The sequence below is a fragment of the bacterium genome, from assembly GCA_037128595.1.
In the GTDB taxonomy this organism is placed as follows: domain Bacteria; phylum Verrucomicrobiota; class Kiritimatiellia; order CAIKKV01; family CAITUY01; genus JAABPW01.
Genome location: JBAXWB010000011.1, coordinates 17221 through 31333 on the forward strand (window position 1 = coordinate 17221; position 14113 = coordinate 31333).

A 14113-nucleotide genomic window follows, 5' to 3' on the forward strand; every position below is an offset into this window, starting at 1 on the left:
ATTTTGTTTGTTTTGTTCATTCCATCAAATTCCCATTACCCCCCATATTGTGATTCTAGATGCGGCCACCTTGGCTGTTTGATTGACATCGATGACCGTTCAGGCTTTTATCCACACATGCGGCAGAACGTTTTCATGGTTATGCTTATCCTGCTTCTGGGGCGAACGGCCTGGAGTGATACGAATACCAATTATCTGGCAGGCTTCAGCTGGCCGATTGGTGAAAAAATCACCTATCAACTCTACTGGGGGATCATCCCGGTCGGCACCGCCATCACCTGGACCGAATGGGCCGAATTTGAAGGACGTCGTTTGCTGGCGATCCGGATGCGCACGATCTCCAACAAGGTCGTCGAAAAATTATACCCTGTGGACGACACCATCGAAAGTCTCATTGATCCGGAGACCTTTCTTCCCGTGCGATTTTCCAAGAACATGAGCGAAGGAACTCATAAATACATCGAAACAACCGATTTTGACCGGAGCAATAAAGTGGCGCACTGGGAGTCGCAACTGACCGGAAAAAAGAAGGAATACCCCATTGAGGCTGAAACACGAGATATCCCCTCTTTAATGTATTACTTGAGAAACCAGACCTTTAATGTCGGGACCCAGCAGCATTTCCGGGTTCAGGCGGACGAAAAAGTCTACGACCTGTGGCTCAACGTCCAAAAGAAAGAAAAGATCGACACCCCGAACTATGGCAAAGTGGCCAGCATCAAGGTGGAACCGGAAGCCGCCTTTAATGGACTCTTTGTCCGCAAGGGGAAACTCTGGATCTGGATATCCGATGACCCGCGCGCCGTGGGTACCCGGATCGAGGCAAGCATCCCGGTCGCCAATGTGCGGGCGGTGGTCATGCAGGTGGAAGGTCCGGGTACTGATTTCTGGGTAAAACCCAAGGGAACCGACAAAAAAGACCCTTAAAAACAAGGGGCCGGACAGAATTATTACGTTCTTTGCTAAACGTAGTGGATTTCACCCGAAAAAAAGTTTACTCTTAGGTCGTTATGAATATTGCGATTCCAAAAATCATTCAAGGCGGGATGGGTACCGGTGTTTCAAACTGGCGTTTGGCGCAGACGGTCTCCAAACTCGGACAACTCGGCGTCGTTTCCGGCACCGGGCTTGATCACGTGATGGTCCGCCGCCTTCAGGATGGTGACCCGGAAGGACATATTCGTCGTGCCTTGAGCCATTTTCCTTTCCAGAAGATGGTCCAGACCATCCTGAATAATTATTTTATTCCCAACGGGAAGGCCCCCGACGCGCCCTATCGCAATTTCGGTCCGCACGCCGTGTCAGGCAAACGGGAACCCCAGGAGCTCTGTATCGCCGCCAATTTCGTGGAAGTCTTCCTCGCCCGCGAGGGACACACCAATCCTGTCGGCATCAATTATCTGGAGAAAATCCAGTTGCCACATCTCCCCTCGATTTACGGGGCCATGCTGGCCGGTGTCAGTGTTGTCATTATGGGCGCCGGCATCCCCATCGAAATTCCAGGCATTCTGGACGTTCTCGTCAACCACGAAGCCGTCTCCTACCCGATCCATGTAACGACGCAGAAGGCCGGCGGCGAAATGATCCGGCTCGAGTTTAACCCGCACGATTTCCAGGAAGATACCACCACCCCGTTGGCCGCCCTGCATCGCCCGGCCTTTCTGCCCATCGTGTCCTCCGATACTCTGGCCACCATGCTGATTCGGCGTTCCACCGGGAGCATCCAGGGCTTTATCATTGAGGGGCCCCTGGCTGGCGGTCACAATGCCCCTCCCCGCGGCAAACTCCAGTTATCCGCGCTTGGCGAACCGATCTATGGCCCGCGTGATACCGTTGATCTGGCGGCCTTCCGTGAGATGAAATTGCCCTTCTGGCTGGCCGGCAACTACGGGTCCGCCGCTAAACTCGCCGCCGCCCTGGCAGAAGGCGCCTCCGGGGTTCAAGTGGGAACCGCCTTTGCCTTGTGTGTTGAATCCGGAGTGACCCCGGAATTACGGCGGGCCCTGGTTCAAAAGGCACTGGATGGCAAGGCGAAAATTTTCACGGATCCCCTGGCTTCACCGACCGGGTTCCCCTTCAAAGTCGCCTGTCTGGAAGGAACGCTTTCAGAGCCTGAAATATACAATCAGCGAAAACGGGTCTGCGACCTGGGCTTCCTGCGCGAAGTGTATCGCAAGGATGACGGCACCATCGGCTATCGTTGCCCGGCGGAACCCGTCGCGTCCTATGTGGCCAAAGGCGGCAAAGTCGAGGATACGGTCAACCGGAAATGCCTCTGCAATGGACTGGTCTCGGACATCGGGTTCCCGCAGCATTTCAGGGGCGGCGGCCACGAATGGCCGATCCTCACCCTGGGCGATGACTACGTCAACATTAGCCAATTCTGCAAGCCCGGTAGCCTCGATTTCACCGCCGCTGATGTCATTAGAACCATCCTCGGGTAACCCCCCTCCGGATGAACCCGACCGTCTCATTCAAAACCATTGGGTGCCGGCTGAATCAGGCGGAAACCGCCGCCATGACGGCCAGCTTTACCCGGGCGGGCTACCAGCCTACCCCTTTTGGCACCCCGTGTGATGTCACCATCATTCACGGCTGCGCGATCACCGGAAAAGCCGAACACAGCTCCCTTTACGCGGCCCGGCAGGCCAAACGTACCAACCCCGGAACGCTGGTGATTCTCGCCGGATGCCCCGCCGAAACCCTGGGCCCAACCTTGGAGCATCATCCCAGCGTGGACCTGACGGTCGGCCAAACTGAGAAATTCTCTATTCCGGAGAGGCTCCACCGCCTCCAGCCGGAACGATTTCCCCGCCCCCCGGCGACATGCCCCGACCCGCCTGTCCCTCACTTCGAAACCCAGCGCGCGCTCATCAAGGTACAGGATGGCTGCGACTTCCATTGCGCCTATTGCATTGTTCCCACCGCACGGGGTAACCCTGTGAGCCGCCCGTTAGCGGAAATCAGGGATGAAGTTCATCGCGTCGTCGAGGCCGGGTTCACCGAAATCATCCTGACGGGCGCCAATCTGGGCCGCTATCAGGATGGGCCCCATCCCTTGGTCGACCTGATCCGCACGCTCGAAGCGCTTCCCGCCCTCAAGCGAATCCGGCTCAGTTCCGTCGAAATCACCACCACAGAAGCGTCCATCATTGATCACATGGCGGCCTCTTCCAAACTCTGTCACTTCCTGCACATCCCGCTCCAAAGCGGAGACGATCGCACCCTGGCCGCCATGGGGCGCCGGTATGATGCGACGGCCTTTCGCAAAACCATTGACTACGCCGTCAGCCGGATTCCCGACCTGGGCCTGGGCACGGATATCATTGTGGGGTTCCCGGGCGAAAATGACGGCGCGTTTGACAACACCGTTAAACTGGTGCGCGACCTGCCGTTCAGTAATCTCCATATTTTCCCGTATAGCCGGCGCTCAGGGACCCGAGCCGATACCATGACGGACCAGATCCCCGATGCCAAAAAGAAGGAGCGCCTGCAGGCCTTAACCGTCATCGGCGAGACCAAGCGCCAGCTCTACGCCGAAAGCTTTATCGGCAAGCAGGTCAGCGTCTTGATCGAACGGGTCGACAAGGAAGGAAACGGCCATGGCTGGACGGGGCAATATGTTCAAGCCAGAATCACGGGCGCAGGCTTTGAGCCTCGCCAGATCGTCACCGCCTGCGTTACCCGGGCCGAAGCCGGGGCAATCGAGGCCCACATCAGGTCTTGTGACGGTAGGTAATGCGACCTTTGGTCAGGTCGTAGGGGGAAATTTCCACGGTAACCTTGTCGCCGGAAGTGATACGGATGAAATGCTTGCGCATTTTCCCGGAGATATGAGCGAGGATTTCGTGCCCGTTCTCCAATTTCACCCGATACATGGTCGCGGGCAAAACCTTGGTCACGACTCCATCAACGCGGATCATATCATCTTTTGCTTCTTCGGCCATAGTCTCTCCTGAATATCCCAACCAATTAATTCGGTCGAATAGATACCATGCCCTCCCCCTTATTGTCAATATTGAGGAAAATATCTGATTGAATCCAACCCCTCTTGATGGTACTTTCTGCCGCTCATTTCCGGAGCCAGTAACGGGCTCTCAGCCAGGAGTATTCTCGTGTATTTGAAATCCATTCATATGGTCGGGTTCAAGAGTTTCGCGAATCCCACAACCTTAAATTTTGAACCGGGTATGACCGCGATTGTCGGTCCCAATGGCTGCGGCAAAAGCAATGTGTCGGACGCCGTGCGCTGGGTACTGGGTGAGACGAGCGCCAAGGCCCTCCGCGGATCCAAGATGGAAGATGTCATTTTTAACGGAACCGATACCCGCAAACCCGTGGGCATGGCCGAAGTCAGCATCACCTTTACAGATTGCGAACAAACTCTCGGCACCGACTACCATGAAGTCACGGTCACCCGCCGGGTCTTCCGCTCAGGCGAAGGCCAGTATTTCATGAATAAAACCGCCTGCCGACTCAAGGACATCCAGCGGTTGTTCATGGATACCGGGATCGGCACCTCCTCCTACTCGTTGATGGAACAGGGCCGCATCGACCAGGTCTTGAGCTCCCGTCCCGAGGATCGCCGTGAAATTTTCGAGGAAGCCAGCGGAATCACCCGCTTCAAGGCGGACAAAAAGGAAGCCCTGCGGAAACTGGAACAAACCGAGGCCAACCTGCTGCGTCTGGATGACGTGGTCCGCGAAGTGAAGCGGCAGATCGGATCGCTTCAACGCCAGGCCGGCAAAGCCCGCCGCTATAAGGAACTGCGCGATCAGCTCCGGATGTTCGATGTCTACTGGACGGCACGGAAACTGGAGAAAATGGATGGCGACCTTCAGATGCTCGACACCACCATCACCGAATTGGGTCAGAAAATCCAGGAATTGCACGAGACCCTGCAGCAGGGCGAAGCACGAGGCACCGAGTGGCGGGACGCCATCATGGAAATCGAGCAGCTGATTGGCGAGACCACCGAGGAACGCGCCACGGCCCAGACCCGGCTTGAACACAATAATGACCTGATCCGGATCAATCGTGACCGTATTGAGGAGCTCCGCAACCTGGCGGAACGCGACCGGCGCGACAGCGTGCTCGCCGCCTCCCAGGCCGAACAGCAACGGCTGACCCTGACCGCTCTCAAGGAAAACCTGCTGACCACCATTCAGGAACGGAACGACTCCGAGATCGAATGGAACAAGAAGAACGCGGATCTGGCCAGTCATGAAGTTCAGGTCGAAGCCGCCCGCAAGGAAATCCAGACGTTACGCGCCAGCGCCATGGCACTGGACCATACCCTCTCGCAACTCCAGAACCAGTTGACCCAGCTCGAAGCCAAGCAGCAGGCGACCATTGTCCAACGCGAGCGCATGGCCGCGGAACATGCCCAGATCGAACGGGGTGCCGCCGAAACGGAATCCCAGCTCGGCCAGATCGCGGAGCACCTTGGCTCCCTGCAGCAGGAACTTGAAACACGGGAAGGCCGCCTCGAATCGCTTCAATCGCTCCGGCACGAAAAAACCACGGAAATCGAGGCCTTACGCAAGGAATGCAGCGAGATTCAGGGGCAATTGGCCGTTAAGAAAGCCCAGATCGAGATTCTGGAGGCGGACGAACAGTCGGCCAAGGATTTCCCCGAGGGCGCCCGCCTTGTCATGGACGCCACCAATCCCCTCGGCGTCAACGCCAAGGCGGTGCTGGGTGCACTGGCCAGCCACATTCAAACGGAACCCGAATACCGGACGGCCCTGGAGTCTGTCCTGCGGGCCTGGCTGGATGCCGTGGTCATTGCCGATGCCCCGGATGCCCTAGCGATCCTCAAGGAATTGCAAACGCGCAAGGCCGGGGCGATCCGCCTGCTGGCGGCCAACGCCGCCGCCGCCACTCCCGCCGTGATTCCCGCCCCACCGGGAGCGCGCCGGTTATTTGACGTCATTACCTGTACCCCGTTCGCCAAACCGGCGGTGGCCCGCTTTCTCGCCAATATCTTTGTAGTGGACTCAACCGAAGCCATTCCCTCTGAAATTCCAGAAGGCAGCGCGGTCGTCACCCTCGGCGGAGTCGTCGCCCGGGCAGATGGCGCGTTCGAATACTGGGCCACCGATGCGCGCGCCAGCAACCCCCTGACCCGGCGCCACCAATTAACCGACCTGCATCAGGGGTTGGAAGGCCTTGATGAAGGCCTCGCCCGGCGCAGCCACGCGGTGGCCTCGCTGGCCGCCGAACTGACCGATCTGAACCGCAATATTGAGGAAGCCACCCAGCAGCTCACCGCCCAACGTCGTGCCGTGGCCCTGAAGGAAGGTGAATTCCAGATTGTCTCCAATGACGCCCGCCAATCGAAGCAAAAGCTGGAAGTCATGGCCTTTGAACTGGATAAACTCCGCCAGCAGTCCGGAAATGACACCGAGCGCCAGGGACTCAGCGGCCAGATCGCGGAAGGCCGCGCCAAACAGGCTGACATGCTCCGGCGTCTGGAGGAACTCACTCATTTGCTCCAGGACCTCGAGGGCCAGCGCAGTGCCTTGCAGGCGGCGGCCACCGAAGCCCGCCTCCGGTTCTCCGAAGCCCGCCAGAAAGCCGAGCACATGGACTCACAGCTGGAGCCCATCCAACACCGGCTAGCCGAACTGGATTCCGTTATCAAGTCGCGCTCCGAGGGGCTCGTCCAGTACGAAAAGACCATTGAACAGCTCACCCATGCGACCGCCGAGGCGGAAAGCCAGCTCTCCACCCTGCAGGCCAACGCCTCCGCCCTGGCAGAGAAACTGGAATTGATCAAGCGCCAGCGCACCGACAAGGTCAAGGAACTCTCCGTTCTGGAAGCCGAACTCATGGCCAAGCGGGAGCTCATGGACAAAATCCGGGATCAACGCTCCAAGCTGGAGGTCAATAACGCCGAGCACAAGATGCGCCGGCAGAACCTGATCGATCGCGTCACCTCGGAGTGGACGCTGACCCTGGAAGATGTGATGCGTGCGCCCGAACCCCGACCGGAGGGAGAAGACGCCCCACCGGTCACGGAAACACCGGCTTACGAGCAGGTCATCGCGGAGGTCCGCACCAAAATCGAGGCGATGGGCCCCGTCAATCTGGTGGCCATCGAGGAGTATCAGGAACATGAGGAACGCTATGCCTTCCTGACTGGCCAGCAACAGGATTTGATCAACGCCAAGGACCAGCTTATGGAAATGATCAAAAAGATCAATCTGACCACCTCCGAACTGTTCGCCACCACCTTCGCGAAAATCAACGAGAACTTCCAGGTCATGTACGAACGTCTATTCAATGGCGGTTCGGCCAAGCTGGTCATGGTCACGGAGGACGATGTCCTGGAGAGCGGAATTGACATCATCGCCCGCCCGCCCGGGAAGCGCCTCCAAAGCGTATCCCTCCTGTCGGGTGGCGAGCGCACCATGACCGCCGTGGCCCTGCTGTTCTCTATTTACCTGATCAAGCCGAGCCCGTTCTGCCTGCTGGACGAACTGGATGCCGCGCTGGATGAATCCAACATCGGCCGATTCGTGACCGTGCTGGGCGACTTCCTCAAGATGTCGCAGTTCATCGTGATCACGCACAACCGGCGTACCATTGCGGCGGCCAGTGTGATTTACGGGGTCACCATGCAGGAGTCCGGAATTTCCCGCACCGTTTCCATGAAGTTTGCTGAATACGAACAGAGCAAGGACATGCAGCCCAATTCCAAGCGCATCATCATTCCGGTCAAGTAAGCCGTTCAGATTATGAATACTCCGCACGAAATCGACCCGGCCCGACTCCTTGAAATCGTTGTTCTGGCTGTACGGACCGCAGGCGATCATGCCAACGCCAACCGGCATCGCAGGATGGACACAATGATGGTGGCGGCCCATGACGTGAAGCTACAGCTCGACCTGGAATGTCAGAACATCATCTGGAGCCTCGTCCGCAAACATTTCCCGCAGCATGCCATCCTGGCGGAAGAAAGCGCCGATAAAGGACAACCGGCGGATGACCCCCACCAGTCTCCCTATACCTGGATCATTGACCCGATCGACGGAACGGTGAATTTTTCACACGGCCTGCCCTGGTGGTGCTGTTCGGTGGCCGTAACCTATCAGGGCCAGACCGTGGCGGCGGCCGTCTATTCCCCCGCCACCCATGAGCTGTTCACGGCCGCCCGTGGCGGGACCGCCTGCTGCAACGGTCTTCCCCTCGCCGTCGCCGGGACCAAGGCACTCCGGGACTCCATGGTGCTGACCGGCCTGGATCAGAAGTCCACGGAACTCCCTCAGCGCTTGTCGCGTTTTCAGGCCATTTCAGACGCGGTTCAAAAAACACGCGTCATCGGGGCCGCCGCATTGGATATGTGCCGCGTGGCCGCCGGCCAGGCGGATGGCTATTTTGAAGCGGGCATCTACACCTGGGATGTGGCCGCGGCCGGCCTGATCGTTGAACTCGCAGGCGGGCGCGTTGAAATTCTGGACAACCCCTCCCCCCATCGCCTCGTCTATATGGCCACCAATGGCCACATCCACGACGAATTAAAAGCCCTGATTAACGGACTGGATTGCAAACGGAAAACCTGAAGTCCGGCCACCGGAGTCAGGAGACAGGATTCAGGAAACACCATGAGTTTTAGAACACCTTTGATTCATCACACGATCCGGGCCCTGGTGCTGAGCATCATGCTGGGGCTCCCTTTGACCAGCCTGGCAGGGATTGACCGTCAGCGCCAGTCCGTCGCCAAGATCTACGTCACTGTGCAGCAGGAGGATTTCCGCCAGCCCTGGCAGTCCAGCCCGCCGATGAGCGGCAATGGCTCGGGCTTCATTATCAAGGGAAAGCGCCTGATGACCAACGCCCACGTCGTCTCTGATGCCCGCTTCATTGAAGTCCAGCGCGAAGGCGACACCCGTAAATTTCCGGCGCACGTCCGGTTCATTGCCCACGACTGCGACATTGCCGTACTGGAAGTCAATGATGAAGCGTTCTTCGAAGGAACCAAACCCCTGACGTTCGGCACCACCCTCCCCAGCCTGAATGACGCCGTGATCGTGCTGGGCTACCCCATGGGGGGCGGCCGCCTGTCTCTCACCAAAGGCGTGGTTTCCCGCATTGACTACAACCTCTATGCGCACAGTTCCATCGACTCCCACCTGGTGATGCAGGTGGATGCGGCGATCAATCCCGGCAATAGCGGCGGACCGGTGCTCTTCGACAACAAAGTCATCGGGATCGCGTTCCAGGGCATCGAGGCCTCGCAAAACATCGGCTATACCATCCCGCTCCCGGTCATCGAGCACTTCCTCAAGGATATTGACGACGGGACCTACGATGGTTACCCGGAACTGGGCGTGGACCATCTCCGCACCGAAAACCCGGCCTTACGCGTGAACCTCGGGCTCCCTAACGGGAGCAGCGGGGTGGTCGTCGCCAATGTGGACCCTTATGGGGCGGCGGCGGGACTGCTTAAGCCCCGCGATGTACTGCTGGCCATTGACGGCCACCCCATTGCCAATGATGGTTCCGTCCGTCTGGATAACAACACGGTGGAATACACGGAGTTCGTGGAGCGCAAGCAATGCACCGAGAGCATCAATTTCACCATCTGGCGCGAGGATCAAACGCTCGCGATCGTGGTCCCCTTGAGGCGCAAGCCGGACCCGTTCATCTTCCGCCAAACCTATGACCAGAAGCCGGAGTACTTTATTGCCGGGGGCCTGATTTTCTCCCCCCTCAGCCGTGGCTATCTGGCCACACTGGGCACCGAACTCAATACCCCGCCGGCCCAGCACCTGCTTTACACCGCCCGCTACGCCAAACTCGACAACCTGATCAAGGATCGCAGTCAGTTCGTCCTGCTCACCGGACGCCTGCCCCACCCCGTCAACACCTATTGCACCAGTCACTTCAACCAGATTCTGGCCTCCGTCAATGGCCAGCTGATCCGTTCGATCGGTGACCTGCCTGAAGCCCTGAAAAAACCGGTTCAAGGCTTCCATGTCTTCCGCTTTGAAGGCCAGGATGACCCCCTGATCATGGATGCAGGGCAGGCCGCCAAAGCTGACTCTGAGATACTGACCCATTATAGCATCCCCTCCCTCTCCCGTATTCTCCCAGCCCAGGAGGCCAAATAATGAACTGCTCCACACGTTCTGCCCGATTCGCGACGGTGATGCTGCTGGCCGCGACCAGTCTGGGCGCCCTGATCAGTCAGGCAACCCTCGCTGACACCAATATCCTGTCCGGCTGCGTGGCCGAAGTGCTTGTGACCGCCCAGAAGTTCGACTCCCACTTCCCCTGGAAAAAAGGGCGGCCGGAATCACGCGCCGGGTACGGAATCGTCATGGAGAACGGCCGCTTGATCACCACGGAGGATCTCGTCCGGAATGCCATGCTCATTGAAATTCAGCACCCCGGTGGCGCCACCAAAACAACGGCACGGGTGATCGAGGCGGATCCCCGGATCAATGCGGCCCTGCTGGAGGCCGATACCGGTGGATATACCGCCGCACAATGGGGTGCGCCGGTCGGGACGGGGGCCAAAGTCCAGATTATCCAATTTGACGAGGCCGGTCAGTTGCAAAGCGGTGATGGCCGGATCACCGGCATCAAGGTATCCTCCCTCCCCAATGCCCCTCTCAGCATCCTGGCCTTTCAGGCCCTGACAGATCTCAAATTGGAACGGGTTGGCTCACCCGCCTTCCATGAGGGAAAACTGGCAGGCCTAATTATGGAATATGATGATGCCACGCAAACGAGTCTGGTCCTGCCGACGGCTATCCTCAAACGCTTTATCGAGGATATCAATGCCGCGCCCTACCGCGGCATTGCGGTGGCCGGAATGACCTGGGCACCCCTGATCGCTCCCGCCAACCGGAAATTTTACGGCCTGGCCGATGATGACCAGGGCATCTTGGTTCTGCGAACCATCCCCGGCAGCGGCGCCTCTGCGGTCCTGCAGTCTGGCGATGTCATTTTGAAGTGGGACGGGTATGCCATTGATTCCCAAGGATATTATACTGATCCGGACTTCGGGCGACTGGTTCTAATCCACCAGATTTCAGGCCGGCGCCATCCCGGTGATGTCATCACCATTACCCGCTGGCGCAATCAGAAAAGCGAAGACGTGCCTCTCAAACTGGATGCCTACAGCGATTCCCGCTCCCTGGTACCACTGAACATTGAGGGGAACCAGGCGGAATACCTGGTGGAGGGAGGCTTTATCTTCCGCGAATTATCCGCTGATTATCTGCTCGCCAACGGGGCCCAGTGGATGGTCCGCTCCAATCCACGCCTGGTTGACCTCTACCTGACGCGCGCCCAAGCCCCCGCCAAACCCGGCGAGCGGGTGATCATCCTCACCGGGGTCCTGCCGGACCCTATCAACGTGGGATATCAGGAAATTCGGGATGAATGGGTCACGCAACTCAACGGTAAACCTGTATCAAACATGCGGGAGGTCTTTGCGATTCGCGATCAGGATGGCGGCCTCACCCGCATCCGCCTGAAAACACTAGGCCTGGATCTCGTGATGGATAAGGCGCTGCTCCCGGATGCCAATCGCCGGATCGCCATGCTCTACGGCATTCCGAAACGGGAACACCGGAAGCCACTTCCCGCCCTGGGCCCACTCCGCAGCGGCACCGGAAAATAAGAAGGAACGATCAATTCCCGATGACCCGGAAGACAACCCTCTTTACCGTCCCTCTCCAATCAGGTATAGTTAAAGCCATTTTTAACGGAGGAATATAATTATGCAGGCATTGAAGAAATTAGCTTTCCCGGGACCCAAAGGCCCGGTGGTTCTGGTGATCATGGATGGCGTGGGCATCGGAAAATACGAAGAGGGCGATGCCGTCCGTTCCGCCCTGACCCCGAATCTCGACTGGCTGAAGGCGAATGCCCTCTCCAGCCAGCTCAAAGCGCACGGCATTGCCGTCGGCCTTCCCAGTGATGAGGATATGGGAAACAGCGAAGTGGGCCATAATGCCATCGGTTGTGGCCGCGTGTTTGCCCAGGGGGCCAGCTTGGTCAGCGACGCCATCAGCTCCGGCGCCATGTTCCGCGGCGAAGTCTGGAAAGCCCAGATTGCCAATTGCCTCAAATACAACACTCCGCTCCATTTTATCGGCCTGTTTTCCGATGGCAATGTCCATAGCCATGTGGATCATCTCAAGGCCATGCTCACCCGGGCCAAGGCCGAAGGCGTGAAGTGCGCCCGGATTCATATCCTGTTGGATGGCCGGGATGTCGGCGAGACGTCCGCCCTGGATTATGTCGACCCCTTTGAACAATTCCTGGCAGGTCTCAATGCGGAGGGGACCGTGGACTACCGGATTGCTTCCGGTGGCGGACGGATGAACATCACGATGGATCGGTATAACGCCAACTGGGATATGGTTAAGCGCGGCTGGGATACCCATGTGCGCGGTCTGGGGGCCCAGTTCCCCTCGGCACGCACCGCCATCGAATCCCTGCGCCAAGCGACCCCGGGCGTCATTGATCAGGATCTCCCGGCCTTCGTCATCGCGGACAAGGGGCACCCGATCGGCACGATTACCGACCACCACAGTGTGATCTTCTTCAACTTCCGCGGTGACCGGTCCATCGAAATCACCCGGGCATTCGAAGATGACGGCGTGACCGAGTTCGATCGGACCCCGCGTCCGAAGGTGCTGTTCGCCGGCATGATGCAATATGACGGGGATTTGAAGCTCCCGAAACACTATCTGGTTGAACCCCCGGCCATTGCCGAGACCATGGGCGAATATCTGGCCAAGGCCGGCATTAAGCAAATGGCCATCAGCGAAACGCAGAAATATGGACATGTCACCTATTTCTTCAATGGCAACCGCTCCGGGAAGTTTGATGCCACCCTGGAAGATTATTACGAAATCACGTCCGATATCCTCCCCTTTGAACAACGTCCCTGGATGAAGGCGGCGGAGATCACGGATGCCGTCCTGAAGGCCATTGCGGGAAACACGCACCGCTTCATCCGCCTGAACTTCCCCAATGGTGACATGGTCGGCCACACCGGGGTCTATCAGGCCACCCAGATCGCCGTGGAAACAGTGGATTTGTGCATTGGCCGCATGCTCCCCGCCATTCAGGCGGCGGGCGGAATCCTGGTAATTTCAGCGGACCATGGAAATGCCGATGACATGTATGAGCATGACAAGAAATCAGGCAAAACGAAAACGGAGAACGGCAAGATCAAAGTCAAGACCGCCCACTCACTGAATCCGGTCCCGGTGATCGTGTATGACCCGACCCACTGCGGAAAACTGAAACTCAGCACCCATCAGGGGCTCGGCATCAGCAGTCTGGCCGCCACCTGTCTCAACCTGCTCGGATTCGAGGCCCCGGCCAATTATGATCCCAGTGTGATTGAAGTCGGGTGAGGCTGGGGATCTCACGCGGAGGCGCGAAGAGCGCAAAAAACAAAAACATTTCCTTTCGTGCCTTCGCGGCTTCGCGTGAAAATCTGATATGACTGACCTTTTTCAATGTCTCCGCTGTGGCAATTGCTGTCGGCATGAGGGAGAAGTGCGCCTTGACGACGGTGAGGCGGAGACCATTGCCGCGGGATTGGGATTGGATATTGCCATCTTCACCGCTCAATTCACCCGGCTCAGGGATGACCGGCGCGGGTTATCCCTGAAGGATCAGCCGGACGGCGCCTGTATTTTTCTGGAAGGCACCCCACCCGCCTGCCACATTCAAGCGGATAAGCCCCGCCAATGCCGCGACTTCCCCATGCACTGGAAGTATAGGGATTTGGAGGCGATCTGCCCCGCCGCCCGCGGATGTGAAATTACGGGGAAACGCCTCACACCCCCGTCTTGGCAGTCCGCGCAAACGCCCGTTTCTCACGGGGCGTCAGCTGTTTGATCTGATACTCCGCCTGGGAGGCCACCGAGCGGCTGGCAAATTCAACCACCGCCAGGAGTTTCCGGGGAGGGTGGGAACGGGTATAACGGGCCCCCGTCCCCTTCTGGTGTGCCTCATAACGGGCGTCCACATCCACTGCAATGCCGGTGTAAATACTCCGGTCCACACATTCAATCAGGTAGAGAAACCAGGGCTTTCGCCCCTTCACCCCCACTTTTTTATCAACCTTCATTCT

Annotated in this window: 11 protein-coding genes; 9 read left to right on the plus strand and 2 right to left on the minus strand. The window is 58.2% G+C overall.

Going from position 1 to position 14113, the window contains the following annotated elements; all coding sequences use genetic code 11:
- Positions 1 to 135 precede the first annotated feature (135 nt).
- The 3 genes from WCS52_08435 (at position 136) to WCS52_08445 (ending at position 3739) form a co-directional block, all read left to right on the plus strand.
- Positions 136 to 927 (plus strand): DUF3108 domain-containing protein, encoded by a 792-nt coding sequence (locus tag WCS52_08435; GenBank protein MEI6167209.1) that lies wholly within the window; start codon positions 136 to 138, stop codon positions 925 to 927.
- Between the two features lie 83 nt (positions 928 to 1010).
- On the plus strand, positions 1011 to 2444 hold the full coding sequence (locus WCS52_08440) for a nitronate monooxygenase (protein MEI6167210.1): 1434 nt from the start codon (positions 1011 to 1013) through the stop codon (positions 2442 to 2444).
- An 11-nt stretch (positions 2445 to 2455) separates the two neighbouring features.
- Complete coding sequence (locus WCS52_08445) at positions 2456 to 3739, plus strand: MiaB/RimO family radical SAM methylthiotransferase (protein MEI6167211.1); 1284 nt, start codon at positions 2456 to 2458, stop codon at positions 3737 to 3739.
- Here the strand turns inward: WCS52_08445 and infA are convergent.
- Positions 3717 to 3947 (minus strand): translation initiation factor IF-1, encoded by a 231-nt coding sequence (infA, locus tag WCS52_08450; protein ID MEI6167212.1) that lies wholly within the window; start codon positions 3945 to 3947, stop codon positions 3717 to 3719. The genes WCS52_08445 and infA overlap by 23 nt on opposite strands.
- A 168-nt stretch (positions 3948 to 4115) precedes the next feature.
- Between infA and smc the strand changes: the two genes are divergently transcribed.
- From smc to WCS52_08480, 6 genes are all read left to right on the plus strand, one after another.
- Positions 4116 to 7730 carry a chromosome segregation protein SMC gene (smc, locus tag WCS52_08455; GenBank protein MEI6167213.1) on the plus strand — a complete coding sequence of 1205 codons (3615 nt, stop codon included), beginning with the start codon at positions 4116 to 4118 and terminating at the stop codon, positions 7728 to 7730.
- Between the two features lie 12 nt (positions 7731 to 7742).
- Positions 7743 to 8567, plus strand: coding sequence for an inositol monophosphatase family protein (locus WCS52_08460; GenBank protein ID MEI6167214.1), 825 nt, complete (start codon positions 7743 to 7745; stop codon positions 8565 to 8567).
- Positions 8568 to 8609: 42 nt separating this feature from the next.
- Positions 8610 to 10118 carry a trypsin-like peptidase domain-containing protein gene (locus WCS52_08465; GenBank protein ID MEI6167215.1) on the plus strand — a complete coding sequence of 503 codons (1509 nt, stop codon included), beginning with the start codon at positions 8610 to 8612 and terminating at the stop codon, positions 10116 to 10118.
- Positions 10118 to 11638 carry a hypothetical protein gene (locus tag WCS52_08470; protein MEI6167216.1) on the plus strand — a complete coding sequence of 507 codons (1521 nt, stop codon included), beginning with the start codon at positions 10118 to 10120 and terminating at the stop codon, positions 11636 to 11638. The genes WCS52_08465 and WCS52_08470 overlap by 1 nt, the downstream gene beginning before the upstream one ends.
- A 97-nt stretch (positions 11639 to 11735) precedes the next feature.
- Positions 11736 to 13388, plus strand: coding sequence for a 2,3-bisphosphoglycerate-independent phosphoglycerate mutase (gene gpmI, locus WCS52_08475; GenBank protein MEI6167217.1), 1653 nt, complete (start codon positions 11736 to 11738; stop codon positions 13386 to 13388).
- 88 nt (positions 13389 to 13476) lie between these two features.
- Positions 13477 to 13878, plus strand: a complete 402-nt coding sequence (locus WCS52_08480; protein ID MEI6167218.1) for a YkgJ family cysteine cluster protein — start codon at positions 13477 to 13479, stop codon at positions 13876 to 13878.
- Here the strand turns inward: WCS52_08480 and WCS52_08485 are convergent.
- Positions 13817 to 14110, minus strand: a complete 294-nt coding sequence (locus WCS52_08485; protein MEI6167219.1) for a GIY-YIG nuclease family protein — start codon at positions 14108 to 14110, stop codon at positions 13817 to 13819. The two genes, WCS52_08480 and WCS52_08485, sit on opposite strands and share 62 nt — an antisense overlap.
- Positions 14111 to 14113 lie beyond the last annotated feature (3 nt).

Excerpts from the sequence above, each read along its gene's own strand:
- WCS52_08435 (MEI6167209.1), top strand. The coding sequence starts at position 136 with ATGGTTATGCTTATCCTGCTTCTGGGGCGAACGGCCTGGAGTGATACG.
- WCS52_08440 (MEI6167210.1), top strand. The coding sequence starts at position 1,011 with ATGAATATTGCGATTCCAAAAATCATTCAAGGCGGGATGGGTACCGGT.
- WCS52_08445 (MEI6167211.1), top strand. The coding sequence starts at position 2,456 with ATGAACCCGACCGTCTCATTCAAAACCATTGGGTGCCGGCTGAATCAG.
- infA (MEI6167212.1), bottom strand. The coding sequence starts at position 3,947 with ATGGCCGAAGAAGCAAAAGATGATATGATCCGCGTTGATGGAGTCGTG.
- WCS52_08460 (MEI6167214.1), top strand. The coding sequence starts at position 7,743 with ATGAATACTCCGCACGAAATCGACCCGGCCCGACTCCTTGAAATCGTT.
- WCS52_08465 (MEI6167215.1), top strand. The coding sequence starts at position 8,610 with ATGAGTTTTAGAACACCTTTGATTCATCACACGATCCGGGCCCTGGTG.
- WCS52_08470 (MEI6167216.1), top strand. The coding sequence starts at position 10,118 with ATGAACTGCTCCACACGTTCTGCCCGATTCGCGACGGTGATGCTGCTG.
- WCS52_08480 (MEI6167218.1), top strand. The coding sequence starts at position 13,477 with ATGACTGACCTTTTTCAATGTCTCCGCTGTGGCAATTGCTGTCGGCAT.
- WCS52_08485 (MEI6167219.1), bottom strand. The coding sequence starts at position 14,110 with ATGAAGGTTGATAAAAAAGTGGGGGTGAAGGGGCGAAAGCCCTGGTTT.